18 protein-coding genes are annotated in these 19,189 nt (G+C 62.9%); 12 read left to right on the top strand and 6 right to left on the bottom strand.

From position 1 onward, the window contains the following. Positions 1 to 217: 217 nt before the first annotated feature. On the top strand, positions 218 to 1,078 hold the full coding sequence (locus tag LVY71_RS01310; RefSeq protein ID WP_235097429.1) for a sulfite exporter TauE/SafE family protein: 861 nt from the start codon (positions 218 to 220) through the stop codon (positions 1,076 to 1,078). 88 nt (positions 1,079 to 1,166) lie between these two features. Here LVY71_RS01310 and LVY71_RS01315 read toward each other — a convergent pair whose 3' ends face one another. Next, the gene (locus LVY71_RS01315; protein ID WP_235097431.1) at positions 1,167 to 2,693 is read right to left on the bottom strand and encodes a malonate--CoA ligase; all 1,527 of its coding nucleotides are present in this window, start codon (positions 2,691 to 2,693) and stop codon (positions 1,167 to 1,169) included. An 82-nt stretch (positions 2,694 to 2,775) separates the two neighbouring features. Between LVY71_RS01315 and LVY71_RS01320 the strand changes: the two genes are divergently transcribed. From LVY71_RS01320 to LVY71_RS01355, 8 genes are all read left to right on the top strand, one after another. Then, positions 2,776 to 3,528: an SDR family oxidoreductase gene (locus LVY71_RS01320; protein WP_235097433.1), complete on the top strand. Its 753-nt coding sequence runs from the start codon at positions 2,776 to 2,778 to the stop codon at positions 3,526 to 3,528. A gap of 248 nt (positions 3,529 to 3,776) precedes the next feature. Continuing rightward, positions 3,777 to 4,373, top strand: a complete 597-nt coding sequence (locus tag LVY71_RS01325) for a fasciclin domain-containing protein (RefSeq protein WP_235097435.1) — start codon at positions 3,777 to 3,779, stop codon at positions 4,371 to 4,373. A gap of 235 nt (positions 4,374 to 4,608) precedes the next feature. Next, positions 4,609 to 5,244, top strand: coding sequence for a cytochrome b/b6 domain-containing protein (locus tag LVY71_RS01330; RefSeq protein ID WP_235099980.1), 636 nt, complete (start codon positions 4,609 to 4,611; stop codon positions 5,242 to 5,244). A 61-nt stretch (positions 5,245 to 5,305) separates the two neighbouring features. Then, positions 5,306 to 6,091: a molybdopterin-dependent oxidoreductase gene (locus tag LVY71_RS01335; protein ID WP_235097437.1), complete on the top strand. Its 786-nt coding sequence runs from the start codon at positions 5,306 to 5,308 to the stop codon at positions 6,089 to 6,091. A 166-nt stretch (positions 6,092 to 6,257) separates the two neighbouring features. Next, on the top strand, positions 6,258 to 6,836 hold the full coding sequence (locus LVY71_RS01340) for a TetR/AcrR family transcriptional regulator (protein ID WP_235097439.1): 579 nt from the start codon (positions 6,258 to 6,260) through the stop codon (positions 6,834 to 6,836). Positions 6,837 to 6,940: 104 nt separating this feature from the next. Then, on the top strand, positions 6,941 to 7,417 hold the full coding sequence (locus LVY71_RS01345) for a hypothetical protein (RefSeq protein WP_235097441.1): 477 nt from the start codon (positions 6,941 to 6,943) through the stop codon (positions 7,415 to 7,417). A 440-nt stretch (positions 7,418 to 7,857) separates the two neighbouring features. Beyond that, entirely contained in the window at positions 7,858 to 9,078 is a 1,221-nt protein-coding gene (locus LVY71_RS01350; protein WP_235097442.1) for an efflux RND transporter periplasmic adaptor subunit, read from the top strand. Positions 9,079 to 9,275: 197 nt separating this feature from the next. After that, positions 9,276 to 12,464: a multidrug efflux RND transporter permease subunit gene (locus LVY71_RS01355; protein WP_235097444.1), complete on the top strand. Its 3,189-nt coding sequence runs from the start codon at positions 9,276 to 9,278 to the stop codon at positions 12,462 to 12,464. Positions 12,465 to 12,535: 71 nt separating this feature from the next. On the opposite strand, the gene LVY71_RS01360 is transcribed toward LVY71_RS01355, so the two are convergent. Further along, positions 12,536 to 13,111: a bifunctional transcriptional activator/DNA repair enzyme AdaA gene (locus LVY71_RS01360; RefSeq protein WP_235097446.1), complete on the bottom strand. Its 576-nt coding sequence runs from the start codon at positions 13,109 to 13,111 to the stop codon at positions 12,536 to 12,538. A 134-nt stretch (positions 13,112 to 13,245) separates the two neighbouring features. Here LVY71_RS01360 and LVY71_RS01365 point away from each other — a divergent pair, with 134 nt between their 5' ends. Together LVY71_RS01365 and LVY71_RS01370 are read left to right on the top strand one after the other, a co-directional pair. Then, entirely contained in the window at positions 13,246 to 13,728 is a 483-nt protein-coding gene (locus tag LVY71_RS01365; RefSeq protein ID WP_235097448.1) for a PaaI family thioesterase, read from the top strand. Between the two features lie 215 nt (positions 13,729 to 13,943). Further along, positions 13,944 to 14,231 carry a GIY-YIG nuclease family protein gene (locus LVY71_RS01370; RefSeq protein ID WP_235097450.1) on the top strand — a complete coding sequence of 96 codons (288 nt, stop codon included), beginning with the start codon at positions 13,944 to 13,946 and terminating at the stop codon, positions 14,229 to 14,231. A gap of 132 nt (positions 14,232 to 14,363) precedes the next feature. On the opposite strand, the gene LVY71_RS01375 is transcribed toward LVY71_RS01370, so the two are convergent. Then, the gene (locus LVY71_RS01375) at positions 14,364 to 15,545 is read right to left on the bottom strand and encodes a YbfB/YjiJ family MFS transporter (RefSeq protein ID WP_235097452.1); all 1,182 of its coding nucleotides are present in this window, start codon (positions 15,543 to 15,545) and stop codon (positions 14,364 to 14,366) included. 191 nt (positions 15,546 to 15,736) lie between these two features. On the opposite strand from LVY71_RS01375, the gene leuB reads away from it, so the two are divergent. Next, positions 15,737 to 16,849, top strand: coding sequence for a 3-isopropylmalate dehydrogenase (gene leuB / locus LVY71_RS01380; RefSeq protein ID WP_235097454.1), 1,113 nt, complete (start codon positions 15,737 to 15,739; stop codon positions 16,847 to 16,849). A 111-nt stretch (positions 16,850 to 16,960) separates the two neighbouring features. Here the strand turns inward: leuB and LVY71_RS01385 are convergent, their stop codons facing one another. The 3 genes from LVY71_RS01385 to LVY71_RS01395 form a co-directional block, all read right to left on the bottom strand. After that, positions 16,961 to 17,332, bottom strand: coding sequence for a hypothetical protein (locus LVY71_RS01385; protein WP_235097455.1), 372 nt, complete (start codon positions 17,330 to 17,332; stop codon positions 16,961 to 16,963). 131 nt (positions 17,333 to 17,463) lie between these two features. Next, positions 17,464 to 18,201: a hypothetical protein gene (locus tag LVY71_RS01390; protein WP_235097457.1), complete on the bottom strand. Its 738-nt coding sequence runs from the start codon at positions 18,199 to 18,201 to the stop codon at positions 17,464 to 17,466. Between the two features lie 25 nt (positions 18,202 to 18,226). Next, positions 18,227 to 19,039: a hypothetical protein gene (locus LVY71_RS01395; RefSeq protein ID WP_235097459.1), complete on the bottom strand. Its 813-nt coding sequence runs from the start codon at positions 19,037 to 19,039 to the stop codon at positions 18,227 to 18,229. Between the last annotated feature and the right edge of the window lie 150 nt (positions 19,040 to 19,189).

Genomic DNA, 19,189 nt, shown 5'->3' on the forward strand with positions numbered 1-19,189 from the left:
GTTAGAGGGTTTCTATTTACGGAGTCGGCCGAATGAGCGCAACGCAGAACTGAATAACAAATGAACTTTCGATCACTGCTTCCATTGTCTCCTTGGGCGCTCTGGTATACTTAGGCTTTGTATGCCACGGACGCCCGGTTCCCTTTCGGCAAGTGAAACTGGATTCATCTTATGCTGCGCTTCCGGATCGGGTCCCGCATGCTAAGGGATTGGCAGCATGGTCGCCGGACTGAATCTCTCCGAACTGCTTGAATTGGCTGTGTTGCTGGTGATGACCGGCGCGCTGGCGGGCTTTCTCGCGGGGATCTTCGGCATCGGCGGCGGTGCCGTGCTGGTCCCGGTGCTGTACGAATGTTTCCGCCTCGCGGGCGTGCCGCTGGAAGTGCGGATGCCGCTGTGCATCGGCACCTCGCTGGCCATCATCATCCCGACCTCGATCCGCTCATGGCAGGCCCATCACCAGCGCGGCAGCGTCGACATGGACATCCTGAAAAAGTGGGCGCTGCCGGTGCTGATCGGCGTGATCGCGGGCAGCGTGATCGCGCGCTATGCGCCGGAAAAACTGTTCAAGGTTGTGTTCGTCGGCGTGGCCTGGTCGGCGGCGGGGCGGCTGCTGCTCGGCAAGGAGAGCTGGCGGCTCGGCGACCAAATGCCGAAGGGCCTGTTCATGAAGGCCTACGGCTTCTTCATCGGCCTGCTCTCGACCCTGATGGGCATCGGCGGCGGGCTGTTCTCCAATCTGCTGATGACCTTCTACGGCCGCCCGATTCATCAGGCGATCGGAACGTCGGCGGGCCTCGCGGTGCTGATCTCGATTCCCGGCGCGATCGGCTACATCTATGCGGGCTGGCCGGCGGCGTCGCGCTTTCCGGAAGTGGCGGCGCTGCAACTGCCTTTTGCCATCGGCTACATCTCGATCATCGGCGCGCTGCTGGTAATGCCGACCAGCCTTTTGATCGCGCCGCTCGGCGTGCGCGTCGCGCATCTCATGACCAAGCGCAAACTCGAAATCGCGTTCGGAATTTATCTGCTGGTGGTGAGTTCGCGTTTCGTCGTCAGTCTGGCGACAGGGTATTGAGGCGCGCTGTTATGACGCGCGAACTCTCAACTGGTCGTCCCGGCGCAGGCCGGGACGACGTGGAGAGAGCGTTCGGAAATCGAAGCTCCTAAGCTTTGTAAATATTCTTGTAGCTGTCCCGCAGCACGTTCTTCTGCACCTTGCCCATGGTGTTGCGCGGCAGGTCGTCGACGAAGATCACGCGCTTCGGCATCTTGAATTTCGCCAGCCGGCCGTCGAGCGCACTGACAACAGTAGCCTCGTTCAATGTCGCCGCCTTGTCTTTCACCACCACGGCGGTGACGCCTTCGCCGAAGTCCGCATGCGGCACGCCGATCACCGCGCTCTCGATCACGCCGGGGATGGCGTCGATCTCGTTCTCGACTTCCTTCGGATAGACGTTGAAGCCGCCGGAGATCACCAGATCCTTGCCGCGCCCGATAATGTGGACATAGCCGCGCGGGTCGATCTTGCCGAGATCGCCGGTGATGAAGAAGCCGTCGGCGCGAAGTTCTTCCTTGGTCTTCTCCGGCATCCGCCAGTAGCCTTTAAAGACGTTGGGGCCCTTCACCTCGATCATGCCGATGGAATCGCGCGCCAGTTCCTTGCCGGTTTCCGGATCGGTAACGCGTACCGTGACGCCCGGCAGCGGGAAGCCCACCGCGCCCGGCACGCGATCGCCGTCGTAAGGATTTGACGTGTTCATGTTGGTTTCGGTCATGCCGTAGCGCTCCAGCACCGCATGTCCGGTGCGCGCCGACCATTCGCGATGGGTCTCGGCCAGCAGCGGCGCGGAGCCGGACACGAACAGGCGCATATGCTTCGTGGAGTCCTTGGACAGGTTCGGCGACTGCAACAGCCGCGTGTAGAAGGTCGGCACGCCCATCAGCACGGTCGCACGGCTCATGAGCTTGATGATGAGTTCAGGATCGAGCTTCGGCAGGAAGATCATCGACGCGCGCGCGAACAGCGTGACGTTGCTCGCCACGAACAGGCCATGGGTGTGATAGATCGGCAGCGCGTGGATCAGCACGTCGTCTTGCGTGAAGCGCCAGTAGTCCACCAGCGAGAGCGAGTTCGACGCCAGATTGTCGTGGGTCAGCATCGCGCCCTTGGAGCGGCCGGTGGTGCCCGACGTATAGAGAATGGCGGCGAGATCGTCGCTGGCCCGCGCCACGGTGGTGAACTCGGAATTTGCCTTCGCGGCGGCATCGGTCAGCGATCCCTTGCCGTTGGCATCGAGCGTCTCGACCTTCGCGTTCACTTTCGCCGCGAGCTTGCCGATGCCTTCGGCCTTCGACGGATCGCATACGATCAATGACGGCTCGGCGTCACCGATGAAGTATTCGAGTTCGGCCAGCGTGTAGGCGGTGTTGAGGGGCAGGTACACCGCGCCGGCGCGCACCGTCGCCAGATACAGCACCAGCGCTTCCACCGACTTTTCGGTTTGCGCTGCAACACGGTCACCCGGCTTGACGCCGCGCGCGACGAGAACATTCGCCACCCGGCCTGCCTGCGCGATCAGATCGGCATAGCTGATCCGCGCGCCGTCGGCGGTCTCGATGGCCAGCCGGCCGGTGTCGGTCAGTCCGTCGAACAGGCGGGAAAACAGGTTGGCGTTCGCGCTCGCGTTCATGCAACATTCCATCGGGAGAAATCGGATTTTTCCGGTTTTGAGTACACCAAAACCATCACTCGCAGCAACGGAGACAACCGGCATGAGCAATAACAAGAATCGTGTGGCCTGGATCACAGGCGGAGGAAGCGGCATCGGCCTCGCGGGCGCGCAGGCGCTGGCGAAGGAAGGCTGGACCGTGGTGATCTCGGGCCGCCGCAAGGACGTGCTCGACGAGGCCGTGGCAGGGATCGCGAAGGACGGCGGGCAGGCGGAAGCGATGGTGCTCGATGTCTCCAGCGCGGCGGACGCGGAGAAGGTGGCGAAGGCGATTGTCGCCAAACACGGCCGCATCGATCTTCTGGTCAACAGCGCCGGCGTCAACGTGCCGAAGCGAAGCTGGGAGGACATCACCACCGAGGGCTGGGACAAGCTGGTCGACATCAATCTCAACGGCGTGATGTATTGCATGCGCGCGGTGCTGCCGACGATGCGCGCGCAGAAGGACGGCGTCATCATCAACGTCGCCTCATGGGCGGGACGTCATGTCTCGAAGATGACGGGGCCTGCCTACACCACCACCAAGCACGCGGTGCTGGCGCTGACCCATTCGTTCAACATGGATGAATACAAGAACGGGTTACGCGCAACGTGTCTCTCTCCGGGCGAAGTCGCGACGCCGATTCTCAAGCTGCGTCCGGTGGTGCCGAGCGACGAGGAGATGGCGAAGATGCTGCAGCCGGAAGACCTCGGCCGCACCATCGCGTTTGTTGCCTCGATGCCGCCGCGCGCCTGCATCAACGAGATCCTGATCGCGCCGACCTGGAACCGGAGTTTTATCAGCGCGACGTTGTAACGGGTCTTTGCGTCGCTTCACCTCTCCCCGTAAACGGGGAGAGGGAGCGCATTGTGCTCGCATCGCCCGCACGTTCCGCTTCTGCAAAAGTTTCAAACTCCCGAAAATTTATTTTCTGAAACGCGCCGCGCGAAGCGCCGTAACTCGGCCAGCGACGGCGCGATGATCTGCAAGACGTGAGGATCGGTGCCGTCGTCCGTTCCGGCGGATGTCCGCCGGAACTTTTCAATTTCATCGGGAGACGACACATGCCCAAGATCAACTCAACCCGCTTTACCCTGTTGTCCGCCGCCGCCATCGGCGCGCTGGCGCTGACCGCTGCCGTGACTGCGCCGGTTCAGGCGCAGGACAAGATGATGAAGAGCGAAATGTCCGGCGAGAAGACCGTGATGGTCGGCGGCGCCGCGATGTTTCCCTCGAAAAACATTGTCGAGAACGCCGTCAACTCGAAGGACCACACCACGCTGGTCGCCGCGGTGAAGGCCGCGGGTCTGGTCGACACGCTGTCGAGCAAGGGCCCGTTCACCGTGTTCGCGCCGACCAACGCCGCGTTCGGCAAGCTGCCGGCCGGCACCGTCGATACGCTGGTGAAGCCCGAGAACAAGGCGGCGCTGACCAAGATCCTCACCTATCATGTGGTGCCGGGCAAAATGAATGCGTCGGCGCTCACCGACGGCAAGAAGCTCACCACCGTGGAAGGCGAGACGCTGACCGTGAAACTCGACGGCAAGAAAGTCTGGCTGGTCGACGCCAAGGGCGGCACCTCGGCGGTCACCATCGCCGACGTCAACCAGTCCAACGGCGTGATCCATGTCGTCGATACGGTGCTGATGCCGAAGTCGTAAGCGCCGCTTTACCTCTCCCCGTTTACGGAGAGGGTGAGATGAAATCGTATCTCTCGTCGTCCCGGCGCAGGCCGGGACGACGAAAAGTTGCCTCTCATTTTCGTGAAGTCGCATTGCGGCGTTTCATCGCCGGTTCCCGGCGCTAATTTTAATACGGCGCATCGTAACAGGGACTAGATTAGGCGCGTATGGTGTTGATGACATCGTGAAAACGGAAACGCTCATGTCCAACGTCATGTCCGGCATCTCGACCACCGATCATCCGACAGAAGCGGCGGCCGCCCGCAAGGCGATCCAGCCCGCCTGGGTCCGCATCGTGCACTGGATCAACGCGGTTGCGATCGTCCTGATGATTATGTCCGGTTGGCAGATCTACAACGCCTCGCCGCTGTTCAGTTCTCTCACCTTCTCGCGCTCGATCACGCTGGGCGGCTGGCTCGGCGGCGCGCTGCAATGGCACTTCGCGGCGATGTGGCTCCTGATGGTCAACGGCCTGGTCTATCTGACCCTTGGCCTCGTCACCGGGCGCTTCCGCAAGAAATTGCTGCCGATCACCGCGAGCGGCGTCCTTGGCGACACCAGGGCGGCGCTGACCGGAAAGCTCTCCCACGCCGATCTCACCGTCTACAATCAGGTCCAGAAACTGCTCTATGCCGGCATCATCGTGGTCGGCATCGTGATCGTGCTGTCGGGTCTGGCGATCTGGAAGCCGGTGCAACTGCAATGGCTCACCGCCGTGTTCGGCGGTTATGACGTGGCGCGCTACGTCCACTTCTTCTGCATGGCGGCGATCGTGGGATTCCTCGTGATCCACGTCGCGCTGGCGCTGCTGGTGCCGAAAAGCCTGCGCGCCATGATTATTGGCAAGTAGGCATGACCCCGAAAAGTGGGCGCCGGTTTTCGGACCAGGTCATGCCCAAGGAGAACACATCATGGGACGCATGCGCAAACTCCTGATCCCCGGCGTCGACAAGAAGCTGCTTGTGAAAGACGCCGTCAAGCTGATGCCCGATCTGTCGCGCCGCCGTTTCATCGCCGGCGGCGCCAGTCTCGGCGCGCTGACGCTTTTGACCGGCTGCGATGTCACCGACAGTTTCTCGGCGGAATCGATGCTGGTCCGGATGTCCAAGTTCAACGACGCGGTGCAGGCGAAGCTGTTCAATCCGAACACGCTGGCGCCGACCTTCCCGGAAAGCGCGATCACCAAGCCGTTTCCGTTCAACGCCTATTACTCCATCGATGACGCGCCCGACGTCGATGGTTCGGCGTGGAAGCTCGAGGTGCGCGGGCTGGTCGAGAACAAGAAGCCGTGGACGCTGGAAGAACTCTACAAATTGCCGCAGGAAAAACAGATCACCCGCCACATCTGCGTGGAGGGCTGGAGCGCGATCGGAAGCTGGACCGGAGTGCGGCTCAGCCACTTCCTGCAACTGATCGGCGCGGACACCAAAGCAAAATATGTCTGGTTCAACTGCGCCGACATGGACGGCTATAATTCGCCGCTCGACATGGCGACCGCGCTGCACCCGCAGACCCAGATGACGTTCAAATTCGCCGACGAGATCCTGCCGCGCGCCTACGGCTATCCGATGAAGATCCGGGTGCCGACCAAGCTCGGCTTCAAGAACCCCAAATACGTGGTCGCGATGGAAGTCACCAACGACTACAAGGGCGGCTACTGGGAAGACCAGGGCTACAACTCGTTCAGCGGAAGCTGACGGCCGGGGCATCGCATCGATGCAGCGTGCTCCCGTCGCGCCATTCCGTCATGCCCGTGCGGGCGAATGCCTATGGCCGGGCGCGCTGTCGCGTCATCACCAAAACGTCAAGCCGCCACCGGCCATCGGGACTTGCGTGGCTACCTACTAGAAGGTAGAAAGTCGCATGGCCCAAGCCCAGACCACGTCTGACGAGATTCTGAATTGCGCGCGCTCGCTCATTCTCGAGGGCGGTTACAACGGCTTCAGCTACGCCGACATCGCCAATGTGGTAGGCATTCGCAACGCGAGTATTCATCACCATTTCCCCAGCAAGTCCGATCTCGTCCGCACCCTGGTCGTGCAGTACCGGCGGGAGGCTGAAGCGGGTCTTGCGGAACTGGAGCGTCGGGTGTCCGATCCGCTGGCGCGGCTGCGCGCCTATGCCGGTTACTGGGAAACCTGCATCACCGATGCAACGGCTCCGTTCTGTGTCTGCGCCCTGCTCGCAACCCAGATCCCGGTTCTTCCAGAAGAGGTCGCCGTGGAGGTGCGCGGGCATTTTCGCGCGCTGTCAGCGTGGTTGGCGTCGGTTCTGGAGCGGGGCGCAAAGCAGGGCAGTCTGCGGCTGACCGGTACGGCGAAGGCCGAAGCTGAAGTGTTCATGGCTGCGGTTCACGGCGGGATGCTGTCGGCCCGCGCCTATGGCGACCCCAAGATCTTCGCGGTGGTGATCCGTCCGCTGCTGAAGCGTCTCGCCCCCTGAAAACGAAGCCCGGTGAAACGCGTTCCGAAACGTCCCGAAAGCCTACCAACTAATAGGTAGTCACACTCAATCGTAACCTCGCCCTCGACGAAAAGGATAGTCTGATGTTTGGAATATCTCCGCTCGGCTGGATTCACACGCTCGGCAGTCTGCCGGCGATTCCGGTGGCCGTGTACATGTTTGCCCGCTATGGCCGGATCGTTCCGCGATCGCTTCCCGGCCTGATCTATTTCATCGCGATGCTGATCGGCGCGGTCACGGTCTTTCTCGTCGCGCATGAACCGGCCGGTTATGTCATCGGCGCGGTCACCCTTGTGCTGCTGCTGGCGGGATATGGTGTCGGACACCTTCACGGCCTGGGGCGTGCGGCGAGATATATCGAAACGGTCTGCCTGAGCCTGACAGCATTTCTGCTGATGCTGCCGACGGTAACCGAGGTGCTGCGCCGCGTTCCGGACGGCCATCCGCTGGTGACGGACTTGAAGTCGCCACTGCTGCTTGGCTCCCAGGGCAGTCTTCTGGTCATCCTGATTATCGGCCTGACGGCTCAGATCATCTCCCTGGGCCGGCAAGCAGGATAGTCGCGCCATAACAATTCGCGGGGCGATCAACCGCTGCGGGTGGGAAAGGAGCGGCTGAATGGGGGAGCTAAACCCCTTGCCGACATGCATTTTTAGCGGTCCTCGGCGCTGGTATTGCAACTTATGCGCGAAATGCGCGGCTACTGCTCCGATTGCTGAAAAATAAGGCATTTGCCGCAGTTGCACACTTTCGCCTCTGCGGAGGCAGATACCTTCACCTGATCTGACGCAATTGTGAGCAATCTTAACGCAGGTTAATTCCTTATATAACAAATACTTAACAGAACCGCGACATCGGGTCACCCCGTGGGGATGTTGCGATGCACACCGGCACGATTCATGCTGAGGACTGTCAGCAAGGATCGTGAATCGGTTACGCGAAAGCGGATTGGTCCCGGTCGTTCTGATTTTCGGCTATGCGAAAATAAGAAGGATAGACAATGCAAGCGCGTCCCCACGCGATCACGTCACTCGCCCTCCTTTTTGGGGCAGCGGTTCTGCTTTCCGGCTGCAACGACGTCAGCGTCGCTTCGTCAGCCCCGCCGGAGCCGCCTGAAGTCAGCATCGTGACCCTGAAGGCGCAGCCCCGTTCCATCGTCAGGGAGCTTCCCGGGCGCATCGCGCCGCTGCGGGTCGCCGACGTGCGCCCCCGCGTCTCTGGAATCATTGTCGGGCGGACCTTCGAGCAGGGCCGCGAGGTCAAGGCCGGCGAACCGCTGTATCAGATCGATCCGAGGCCGTTCGAAGTGGAACTGCAGGCGGCGGAAGCCGCGCTGGCCAAGGCCGAAGCGGCGCTGCTGCAAGCCTCCCAGCATGCCACGCGCATCGAAATCCTGGCCAGGAGCAATGCCGCCTCGCAGGCGTCGAACGAAGTCGCGGTCGCCAATCTGGCGCAGGCCAAGGCCGAGCTTGCCGCGCGCAACGCCGACCTGTCGCGCGCGCGTCTCAACCTCGACTATGCGACCATCAAGGCGCCGATCAACGGCATCATCGGCGCGGCGCTGCTCAGCGAGGGCGTGCTTGTGGTGCAGAACGAAACCCATGCGCTGGCCACCATCCAGCAGATCGATTCGGTCTATGCCGACTTCACCCAGTCGGTGAACGAACTCAACCGCCTGCGCCGCGATTTCGATCGCGGCGATCTCGACGCGGTGGCGCCCGATGCGGCGAAGGTTAAGCTCGTGCTCGACGACGGCTCGATCTATCCGCTCGACGGCAAGCTGCTGTTCTCCGATGCCAAGGTCGATGCCGGCACCGGACAGGTCACGCTGCGCGGCGAGTTCAAGAATCCGAAGCGCGAGCTGCTGCCCGGCATGTTCGTCCGCGTGCTGATCGAGCAGGGCCGCGATCCTGATGCCATCACCGTGCCGCCGCAGGCGGTGCAGCGCAACGGCACCGGCGCCAGCGAAGTCTATCTGGTGAAGGACGACAACCGCGTCGTATCGCAGCCGGTGCGCACCGGCGGTCTCGTCGACGGCCAGTGGCTGATCACAGAAGGCCTGCAGGCCGGCCAGCGCGTCGTGGTCGAAGGCTTCCAGAAGTTCGCCATCGGCGATGCGGTGCGCACCAGCGCCTGGACCGAGGCGGAGGCGACCGACCTGACCGGCAGCCTGCAGCGATCCGCGGCGGCAAGTTCGTCCGACCAGTCGCAGGTGCGTTGAATCGATCACGTGTGTCCGGCGCAAAAGGGTTGCGCCATCATTGCAGTGAAGCAGTCCGGCATCACGGATGCCCCCGGGCCGGATTGCTTCGCGAGATGCGTCACCGGGCGGCGCGCGCTTTTGACGCCGGTCCGATGACCGCAATGACCCCCGGGTGAGATGTTCCGCCCGGGTCTAGTCCGTTTCAGGGAGTCATGATGCCGAGTTTCTTTATCGACCGCCCAATCTTCGCTTGGGTGGTGGCGCTGTTCATTTGTTTGCTCGGCATCATCGCGATTCCGTTTCTGGCCATCGCGCAGTATCCGATCATCGCGCCGCCTTCGATCTCGATCTCGACCAGCTATCCCGGCTCCTCGCCGGAGGAGCTTTACAACTCGACCACGCGGCTGATCGAGGAGGAACTCAACGGCGCCTCGGGCATCCTGAATTTCGAATCCACCTCCGACTCGCTGGGCCAGGTGGAAATCACCGCCAACTTCGTGCCGGGCACCGATTCCAATCTCGCCTCGGTCGAGGTTCAGAACCGCATCAAGCGGGTCGAGGCGCGGCTGCCGCGTCCCGTGATCCAGCAGGGCATTCTCGTCGAGGAAGCCTCCAGCGCTGTGCTGCAGATCATCACGCTGAATTCCACCGACGGCTCGCTCGACGAAGTCGGCCTCGGCGACTTCATGATCCGCAACGTGCTCGGCGAAATCCGCCGCATCCCCGGCGTCGGCCGTGCCACGCTGTATTCCACCGAGCGCTCGCTGCGCATCTGGATCGATCCGGTCAAGCTGGTCGCCTACAACCTCACCGCCGATGACGTGACCAAGGCGATCACCGCGCAGAATGCGCAGGTCGCCTCCGGCAGCGTCGGCGCCGAGCCGAGCAAGAAGGACCAGACCATTTCCGCGCTGATCCTGGTGAAGGGACAGCTCGGCTCCGCCGACGAATTCGGCGCCATCGTGCTGCGCGCCAATCCGGACGGCTCGACGGTGCGTCTGCGCGACGTGTCGCGCATCGAGATCGGCGGCATGGGTTATCAGTTCACCACGCGGCTGAACGGCAAGCCGAGCGCCGGCCTGTCGGTGCTGTTGTCGCCGACCGGCAACGCGCTGGCGACCGCAAGCGCGGTCGAAGAGAAGATGAAGGAGCTGTCGAAATATTTCCCCGGCAACATCACCTACGACATTCCCTACAACATCACCCCGGTGGTCGAGGCCTCGATCACCAAGGTGATCCAGACGCTGGTCGAGGCCATCGCCCTCGTCTTCGTGGTGATGTTCCTGTTCCTGCAAAACTTCCGCTACACGCTGATCCCCACCATCGTGGTGCCGATCGCGCTGCTCGGCACCTGCACGGTGCTCTACATGTTCGGCTATTCCATCAACATGCTGACCATGTTCGGCATGGTGCTGGCAATCGGCATCCTGGTCGACGATGCCATCGTGGTGGTGGAGAACGTCGAGCGCATCATGTCGGAGGAGGGGCTGTCTCCGAAGGAAGCCACCCGCAAGGCGATGTCGCAGATCACCAGCGCCATCGTCGGCATCACGCTGGTGCTGATCGCGGTGTTCGTGCCGATGGCGTTCTTCCCCGGCTCCGTCGGCATCATCTACCGCCAGTTTTCGGTGACGATGGTGGCGGCGATCTCGTTCTCGGCACTGATGGCGCTGTCGCTGACGCCGGCGCTGTGCGCGACGCTGCTCAAGCCGGTGGAAGCGGGACACGCCCACGGCAAGACCGGCCTGTTCGGCTGGTTCAACAACCAGCTTGAATCGGTGAAGGGCCGCTATGGCCGCGTGGTCGGCTGGTCGGTGAAGCGCACCGGCCGGCTGATGCTGGTCTATGTCGCGCTGCTGACCGGCCTCGTCTTCGCCTTCACCCGGCTGCCCGGCGGCTTCCTGCCGGTGGACGATCAGGGCTTCATCACCGTCGACGTGCAGACGCCGTCGGACTCCTCGTTCAACCGCACCCAGGCCGCGGTGGAGAAGGTGGAGAAATTCCTGAAGGAGCGTTCGGGCGTCGACGAAGTGACGTTCCTCACCGGCTTCAGCTTCTTGGGCCAGGGCCAGAACACGGCGCAGGCCTTCGTCACGCTGAAGGACTGGTCGGAGCGCGGGCCGAACGATTCCGCCGCCGCCATTGTCGACGACATCAACCGCTCGCTGCGCTCGATCAAGGACGCCAAGGTGTCCGCGTTGCAGCCGCCGCCGATCGACAATCTCGGCAACTCATCGGGCTTCTCGTTCCGTCTGCAGGATCGCGGCCAGAAGGGCTACGCCGCGCTGATGAAAGCGAAGGAGGATCTGCTGGCGCTGGCGAAAAACAGCCCGGTGCTGCAGAACGTCTACGCCGAAGGCCTGCCGGAAGCGCCGCAGGTGCAGCTCATCATCGACCGCGAACAGGCGGCCGCGCAGGGCGTCACCTTCGCCGACATCAACAGCACGATCTCGACCAATCTCGGCTCGGCCTATGTCAACGACTTCCCGAACCGCGGCCGCATGCAGCGCGTGATCGTGCAGGCCGACAGCGTCGGGCGCATGAATGCGTCGGACATCCTGTCCTACAACGTCAAGAACAGCCGCGGCGATCTGGTGCCGCTGTCGTCGTTCGCCACGATCAAGTGGGCGGTGGGACCGACGCAGATCGTCGGCTTCAACTACTATCCCTCGGTGCGCATCTCCGGCGAAGCGAAGGCGGGTTACACGTCCGGCGACGCCATCGCGGAAATGGAGCGGCTGACGGCGAAGCTGCCGCGCGGTTTCGGTTACGAGTGGACCGGCCAGTCGTTGCAGGAAAAGCTGTCGGGCTCGCAGGCGCCGTTCCTGCTGGCGCTCTCGGCGCTGATCGTGTTCCTGTGCCTTGCCGCACTCTATGAAAGCTGGACCATTCCGCTGGCGGTGCTGATGACGGTGCCGCTCGGCATCTGCGGCGCGGTGCTGGCGGCGATGTCGCGCGGTCTCGCCAACGACGTCTACTTCACCGTCGCGCTGATCACGATCATCGGTCTGGCGGCGAAGGACGCGATCCTGATCATCGAGTTCGCCAAGGATCTGCGCGCGAAAGGCACGCCGCTGCTACAGGCGACGATGGAAGCCTGTCACCTGCGCTTCCGCCCGATCCTGATGACGGGTCTGGCCTTCGTCTGCGGCGTGCTGCCGATGGCGATTGCGTCCGGCGCAGGCGGCAGGAGTCAGCAGGCCTTGGGCACAAGCGTGATGGGCGGCATGATCGCGGTGGTGATTCTCGCGCTCTTGATGGTGCCGGTGTTCTTCGTCGCGGTGACGCGGTTCTTCTCGAAGGACGAACGCGACGGCGAAGTCACATCTGAAAAGGACTCCAGGTTGGCGCGCGCTATGAAGCTCTTGCGCCGCTCGCGCGCGGCGCAGACCCCGGCCTCGTAACGCGTAATTTCTCGACACGTCGTCCCGGCCTGCGCCGGGACGACCATCTCTTAAATTTTGCAATGACGGCGCTACACCTTCACCGGCCGTCGCCTGACCTGTGTTGGCGGTCTCCGGTAGACCTCGGCGAAGACCGCGTTGAACCGGCGCAGGCTGCGAAAGCCCGCCCGAATGGCGATGTCGGTCACGGACAGTTCGGTGGAGTCGAGCAGGCGCTTTGCGCGCTGAACGCGTGCGGTCTTCGCCACCTGAACGGGTGTTGCATTCAGATGGCGAGCGAACAATCTCGACAATTGGCGCGCTCCGATGCCCAGCCTCGCCGCCAGGTCTTCGACACAGGCATGTTCCGCATCGAGTGCGCCCTCATCGACGATGAGGCGCAGCGCTCTATCCACGGTCGCGCGGGTGCCTTTCCATGCCGGACTGAAAGGTGCGGTTTCCGGACGGCAACGAAGGCAAGGCCGGAAGCCGGCCAGTTCCGCCGCGGCGGCGGATGAAAAATAGCAAACGTTTGCGGATCGGGGCTGGGCCGGGCACACGGGTCGGCAATAGATTCTCGTGGTGCGGACTCCGGTGAAGAACCGTCCGTCATACTTCGGGTCGCGTGTGACGCGCGCCCTGTCGCACTCGGCAAATTGCAGCGTCATGGCACAATGGAATCTAGCAGCTTTCGTTGTCTCGGGCGAGGCGGCCCCGACGATGATGTCCGAATCCGGCGAGCGAGGTCATGGCGCGAATTTTATGGTGGCGTCCGGTACACGCTGTTCAACGGGAGAAGACGATGACGGGACGAGGCGCCAGCAAGAGTTACGGGACTGTTCCCGCCGGCCGGCAGAAAGAGATGAGCGGTCTTGAGTTCGTTCAGGGTCTCGCCGAGGGGACGCTGCCGCTGAATACGATCGCGCAGACCCTGGGTTACGATGTCACGGAGGCCGAGAACGGGCGCGTTGTCGTGACGGCCGAGCCGAAAGACATCCATCTCAATCCGGCGGGTACCGTGCATGGGGGCCTCGCCGCCACTATGCTCGACAGTTGCATGGGGCTCGCGATCCAGTCGACGCTGGACAAGGGAATCGGCTCCACGACACTTGAGTTCAAGATATCGTTCGTCCGCCCGATCACGCCGGAGACAGGCGCCATCAGGGCCGAGGGCACGGTGATCAACCGGGGCCGCCGCATCGGCATCGCAGACGGACGCGTCACGGACAGCAAGGGCCGCTTGCTCGTGCACGGGACAACCACCTGTCTGATTTTTGAAAGTTGATTGTGCTGCTGCTGCTCGCGGCGCAATCGTCATCCTGATCATAGTCTCCCCACTATCTTCCCGTCATTGCGAGGAGCACTTGCGACGAAGCAATCCAGACTGAACGAGTATCAAGCAAGAACCGGATTGCTTCGCTTCGCTCGCAATGACGGCGAGATGCAGATTTCTACCGACGCCGATATTGACTGCATATGAAGAGCTGACAGTCTTGCTGCGTGAAGCAGCCCTGCGTCTACATGATGGCGAATCAACGCAACGGAACGCTCTATACTGGCGTAACGGCAAATCCTGCGCGGCGCGTTTTTGAGCATCGCGAAGGCCAAATAGAGGGCTTCTCTCGGAAATATGGTTGCAAGATTCTGGTCTGGTACGAGATTCACGCGACCATGCAGGATGCGATCGCCCGAGAGAAGCAGATCAAGGCGGGCAGCCGGACAAAGAAGCTGCAACTCATCGAAAGTCTCAATCCGGACTGGACGGACCTTTACGATTTGCTGATCTAGACGCCGCAACAGTCATCGCGCAATGCATTCTTTCGTCATTGCGAGGAGCGTTAGCGACGAAGCAATCCAGACTGCGCTTGCCGGGCGCGCGATCTGGATTGCTTCGCTTCGCTCGCAATGACGAGAAGGCCCCTACTCCTTCACCGGCCGCTGGAACGCGCACAGCACCGCGCTGAGCGCCAGTGCCGCCGTCGAGACGGTGAGCGCGTAGGACAGCCCCATCACGTCGGTGATCGCGCCGGTGACGAACGGGCCGAGCGTCTGGCCGAGGCCGAAGGTGATGGTCAGGATGCCGATCACTTTCGGCCACGCCTCCGGCGGATAATTGAGGCGCGCAAACACCGTGGTGGCGGCGACCACCGGAAAGAACGACAGGCCGAACACGAACGCCGATGCCACCAGCAGCATCGGCGAGGTGCCGAGCAGCGCGATGAAAGTGCCCAGACACGTCACCGCGATCATGATCGCGATGGTGGTTCCGCTGTTGCCGCGCGCCATCAGCCCGCGCCACAGCCACGATCCCGCGAACGACATCAAGCCGATCAGACACCAGAACGCGCTCTGCGCGGCTGCGCCGCCGCCGCCGTCGCGCACATAGGCGATCATGAAGGTCATGTAGGCGATGTAACCCGCGCCGAACAGGAAATAGCCGGCGAGATAGAAAGCGATCGGCCGCAGCGGGATGGACGCTGCCGCGGCCGATGTCTCGCTTGCGGGCACGTCGATCGGATTCAGCAGCAGCGGGATCATCATCAGGGTGGTCAGGATCGTCAGCGCAGTCCAGACGATCCACCACGAGCCGGGGCCGAAATATTGCAGCAGGAACGGCGCGGCCAGTCCCGACACGATCAGCCCGGTGCCGGGACCGGTGTAGAACAGGCTGAGCAGCAGCGCCGATTTCGCCGGCCGCGATTGCGCGATGGTCGCCGCCAGCGTGCCGCCGCCGACGAATGTCGCCGCCGCGCCGAGTCCCGAGAGCAGGCGTCCGAAACCGAAAATGAAAACATTGCCCGACAGCGCGCAGATCGCCAGCGACACCACACACGCGATTGCGCCGATCCACGTCGCGCGGAACAGGCCGGCGCGGCGGATGAAGGACGCGGCGCCAAGCGCGCCGGCGAGATAGCCGATGGCGTTGATCGTGTTCATGAAGCCCGCGGTGGAATACGACCAGCCAAGGCTGTCGCGCATGTCGGGCAGCACCAGCGAATAGCCGAAGCGCCCGATGCCGAGCCCGATGGCCGGCGCCAGCGCGAGGATCAGGATCATGCGCATCGGGCGCGGAAAGCGGACGGCGGAATCGGGGAATGTCATTGGAAGCTCAGGCTCCGGCAGGAGCGGTACATTTGGCAGTTTCCGCCGGACTTGGCCAATCGGATCGGGACAATGGTGTCTTGCCAATTGTGCAAGGGCGCTTTAGCAAGTCCGCGAAATGCGGACCGCCGGCTTATTTGCAGACAGTCAACGCGTCCGCGAAGAGTCAACAATTCCAAAGGCATTCGATCATGGCATCGCACAAGCTCCTCCTTCTCCCCGGCGACGGCATCGGCACCGAAGTGATGGCGGAGGTGAAGCGCATCATTGACTGGCTCGGCACGCGCGGCATCGCGTCGTTCGAGACCGAGACCGGCCTGGTCGGCGGCTCCAGCTATGACGCCGACAAGGTCGCGATCACCGATGCCACCATGGCGCGGGCGCAGGCCGCGGATGCGGTGATCTTCGGCGCGGTGGGCGGTCCGAAGTGGGCCGATGTTCCTTATGAAGCTCGCCCCGAGGCGGGCCTGCTGCGGCTGCGCAAGGACATGGCGCTGTTCGCCAACCTGCGTCCGGCGATCTGCTATCCGGCGCTGGCTGAGTCATCGAGCCTCAAGAAAGAGGTCGTCGAAGGCCTCGACATCATGATCGTGCGCGAACTGACCGGCGGCGTGTATTTCGGCGAGCCGAAGACCATCACCGATCTCGGCAACGGCCAGAAGCGCGCCGTCGACACGCAGGTTTACGACACCTACGAGATCGAGCGCATCGCGCGCGTCGCCTTCGATCTCGCGCGCAAGCGCCGCAACAAGATGACGTCGATGGAAAAACACAACGTCATGAAGAGCGGCGTGTTGTGGAAGGAAGTCGTGACGCAGGTTCATGCGCGCGAATACAAGGATGTCGAGCTTGAGCATCAGCTCGCGGATTCCGGCGGCATGCAACTCGTGCGCTGGCCGAAGCAGTTCGACGTCATCGTCACCGACAACCTGTTCGGCGATATGTTGTCCGACATCGCCGCGATGCTGACCGGCTCGCTCGGCATGCTGCCCTCCGCCTCATTGGGTGAGACCGATCCGAAGACCGGCAAGCGCAAGGCGCTGTATGAACCCGTGCACGGCTCGGCGCCCGACATCGCCGGCAAGGGCATGGCCAATCCCGTGGCGATGATCGCGTCATTCGTGATGTCGCTGCGCTACTCGTTCGATCTGCAGAAGGAAGCCGACCTGATCGATCAGGCCATCGCCGCAACCCTCGCCAAGGGCCTGCGCACCGCCGACCTCAAGGCGGACGGCGCGAAAATCATCTCGACGTCGCAGATGGGCGAGGCGATCGTCGCGGAACTGGACGCGCTGACGGCCTGACACCATTTCGCCTTTTGCGGCGAAGTTCGTCACCATCCTGCCATATGCAATTCGCCATAAAAAATGCCCGGCGCGAGCCGGGCATTTTGACGTTCGGCAGGCGCCGAAAAATCAGTACAGCGGGAACGGGAACGGCGTGCCGGTATCCCACTGGTCGCCGAGCGGGCGGCGGCTGGTGTACAGGCGGTCGATCTGCTGGCCGTAGGAGTAGCCCGGCGGGAAGGCGTAATCGGTGAACTTGCGTTCGCCGGGGCGCACTTCGGTGCCGGCATCGAGCCACGAGCGCCGGGTCACGTAAACGCGGGTGCGGCCGCGCTGATAGACGCGGTTTTCCGGCCTGCGCGGCGCGCCGTCATAGGTCGGATCGTCCTGGACCACGCGCTTGCGGGGCGCGGCATCGGCGGTCCCGAATCCGACGACCGTAACCGCAGCCGTCGCGAGCAAAATCGCCAGTGTTTTCGCGCCTAAGTGCTTCAAAGCCATCATATCCTCGTCGAATTCCAATTCGGGCCACCATACCCGTTCCGGGGAGGCGGCCACAAGGACCAATGGGCCACACCTGGCGCGTATCGTACCGGTCTTACTGTGCGATATAGGACGCAACACGCCTCGGTCTAGAGCCTGCGGGGCGGTCGCGGCGGCCGGGTGTCGGTGGTTTGTGACACCGGCTCCGCGCTGCAACGTCCGGGACGCTTCATTCGTTCCTCGAAGAAGTTTTGCGCGGCCGCGGTCGGCAGCACGCCCTTTACGGTCACGCGGTCGAGAAGGCAGGCCAGGGCGTGGAAATTCGGGCGCGCGCCGCTGGCCTCGCACAGCCACCCTTTGAGATACACGGCATCGGTATCGAAGCGGCTGAGATAGGACACGCAGAGTTTGATCTGGCCGTCGGAGTTGGCCTGAAAGCTCGCCGCGCGGACCGGGCCGAAGCGGGTTTGCAGATCGTAGTAGGTTGCCGCGCCCATGTAGGAGGTGGAGCGCAACAGCGGCCGCAGGCTGGACATTTCCGATGAATAGTCCCGGACCACCGGCGTTCCCGGATTGGCCGGCATATTCACGACCATCGTGAAGTCGGTGTCGCGATCATAGATCCGGCCGTATTGCAGCACTTCCTGCCATCCGCCGTTGAATTTCGCCGAACTGGTTGCGGGCGGCAAACGCGCGAGATCGGATGATGCGATCTGGAATGACGCCTTGGTGCTGACGCTGGATGGCTGGCCGAAGAAGCTGGAAACGCGCACGGCGCCGATGGCGATCAGGGCGAATGCGACGGTGCCGGCCACGTAGAAAGAATAACGCACGGCTTTGCCTGCGTAGCCGCTGACGGTGGCGATATGGTTTTGATCGAAGGACATGCCGGTATTTCTCCAGTCCGGATCGTCAGTCTTGCGCGAGCCGTCCGCGCAGCGGCGGCGTGTCGCCCGCGGCGATCCAGTTTGTGGCTGTCGCGGTGGTCATGTTGCAGGTGTCGCGCCTGAGTTCGGCGCGCGCGAATAGCTCGGCCATTTTCGGATCGTTGCCGGCGGACAGCAGGGTCAGCCGGTTCAGCGTGCAGCCGAGAAACGTCTTCTGGGCGGCGAGCGACCCTGCCTGGCACGACCATCCGCTCAGCGTGACGTTCGGGGCCGTAAAGGTCTTTACGAAGCCCAGGCAGGTCTGCTTGGCGGGCAGGGCAGCCCCGCTCAGGCGCAGCAGGGCGACGCGACCGAACTTGGTCTCGAGAACACCCGCGGGTTCGACCTCAGTGGCGGGCTGACCGGCCATCCGGGCTGCCAGGCCGGCGTCAGCCGCGGTAAAGGCGTCCAGTTCACCGCCGGGACGATAAATCTCGATCTCCGCAGTGGGGGCCTCGCCGGCGCTGGCGGCCCAGCGCAGGATGTCCCTGCGGCCGCCTTCCGGATGCCGAAGAATTTCGTAAGCATCTGGTCTGTCGGACAAATCCAGCTTGCTGATGGCGAAGGCCGGGTGCGGGCGGCTGGCCGGTGTCCAGCCCGGGAGGGCGGGCGTGTCCGTATTGGCGGCGACCGGCACGGCGGAGAACAGGTCCACGGCGATCACCGCCAGCACAGCGAGCCCGCAGACATAAGCCAGGATTCGCACAGCCACGGCGCTGCATTCGTCCGCGAAATTGCGGAGCGCCGGATGGATGCCGGAGGTATTCAGGGCGGGCTGATCAAGGATGATCGGACTCATGGCATACTCTTGGCGGACGTTCTGTTCCGGTCGTGAAAACGGGAACGAGCCACCGCTGCGGCCCTGGATGAAGAACTCCCGCCGCCTGACGCCAGACCTGCCCCCGCAGTCGCTTCTGCGTTGTATTTGGGCGGTTTTTCGCATAGAAGC

It is taken from the genome of Bradyrhizobium sp. G127, assembly GCF_021502575.1.
Classification (GTDB): Bacteria; Pseudomonadota; Alphaproteobacteria; order Rhizobiales; family Xanthobacteraceae; genus Afipia.

Coding starts and splice junctions, on each gene's coding strand:
- LVY71_RS01310 (WP_235097429.1), top strand. CDS start 218: ATGGTCGCCGGACTGAATCTCTCCGAACTGCTTGAATTGGCTGTGTTG.
- LVY71_RS01315 (WP_235097431.1), bottom strand. CDS start 2,693: ATGAACGCGAGCGCGAACGCCAACCTGTTTTCCCGCCTGTTCGACGGA.
- LVY71_RS01320 (WP_235097433.1), top strand. CDS start 2,776: ATGAGCAATAACAAGAATCGTGTGGCCTGGATCACAGGCGGAGGAAGC.
- LVY71_RS01325 (WP_235097435.1), top strand. CDS start 3,777: ATGCCCAAGATCAACTCAACCCGCTTTACCCTGTTGTCCGCCGCCGCC.
- LVY71_RS01330 (WP_235099980.1), top strand. CDS start 4,609: ATGTCCGGCATCTCGACCACCGATCATCCGACAGAAGCGGCGGCCGCC.
- LVY71_RS01335 (WP_235097437.1), top strand. CDS start 5,306: ATGGGACGCATGCGCAAACTCCTGATCCCCGGCGTCGACAAGAAGCTG.
- LVY71_RS01340 (WP_235097439.1), top strand. CDS start 6,258: ATGGCCCAAGCCCAGACCACGTCTGACGAGATTCTGAATTGCGCGCGC.
- LVY71_RS01345 (WP_235097441.1), top strand. CDS start 6,941: ATGTTTGGAATATCTCCGCTCGGCTGGATTCACACGCTCGGCAGTCTG.
- LVY71_RS01350 (WP_235097442.1), top strand. CDS start 7,858: ATGCAAGCGCGTCCCCACGCGATCACGTCACTCGCCCTCCTTTTTGGG.
- LVY71_RS01355 (WP_235097444.1), top strand. CDS start 9,276: ATGCCGAGTTTCTTTATCGACCGCCCAATCTTCGCTTGGGTGGTGGCG.
- LVY71_RS01360 (WP_235097446.1), bottom strand. CDS start 13,111: ATGACGCTGCAATTTGCCGAGTGCGACAGGGCGCGCGTCACACGCGAC.
- LVY71_RS01365 (WP_235097448.1), top strand. CDS start 13,246: ATGACGGGACGAGGCGCCAGCAAGAGTTACGGGACTGTTCCCGCCGGC.
- LVY71_RS01375 (WP_235097452.1), bottom strand. CDS start 15,545: ATGACATTCCCCGATTCCGCCGTCCGCTTTCCGCGCCCGATGCGCATG.
- leuB (WP_235097454.1), top strand. CDS start 15,737: ATGGCATCGCACAAGCTCCTCCTTCTCCCCGGCGACGGCATCGGCACC.
- LVY71_RS01385 (WP_235097455.1), bottom strand. CDS start 17,332: ATGGCTTTGAAGCACTTAGGCGCGAAAACACTGGCGATTTTGCTCGCG.
- LVY71_RS01390 (WP_235097457.1), bottom strand. CDS start 18,201: ATGTCCTTCGATCAAAACCATATCGCCACCGTCAGCGGCTACGCAGGC.
- LVY71_RS01395 (WP_235097459.1), bottom strand. CDS start 19,039: ATGAGTCCGATCATCCTTGATCAGCCCGCCCTGAATACCTCCGGCATC.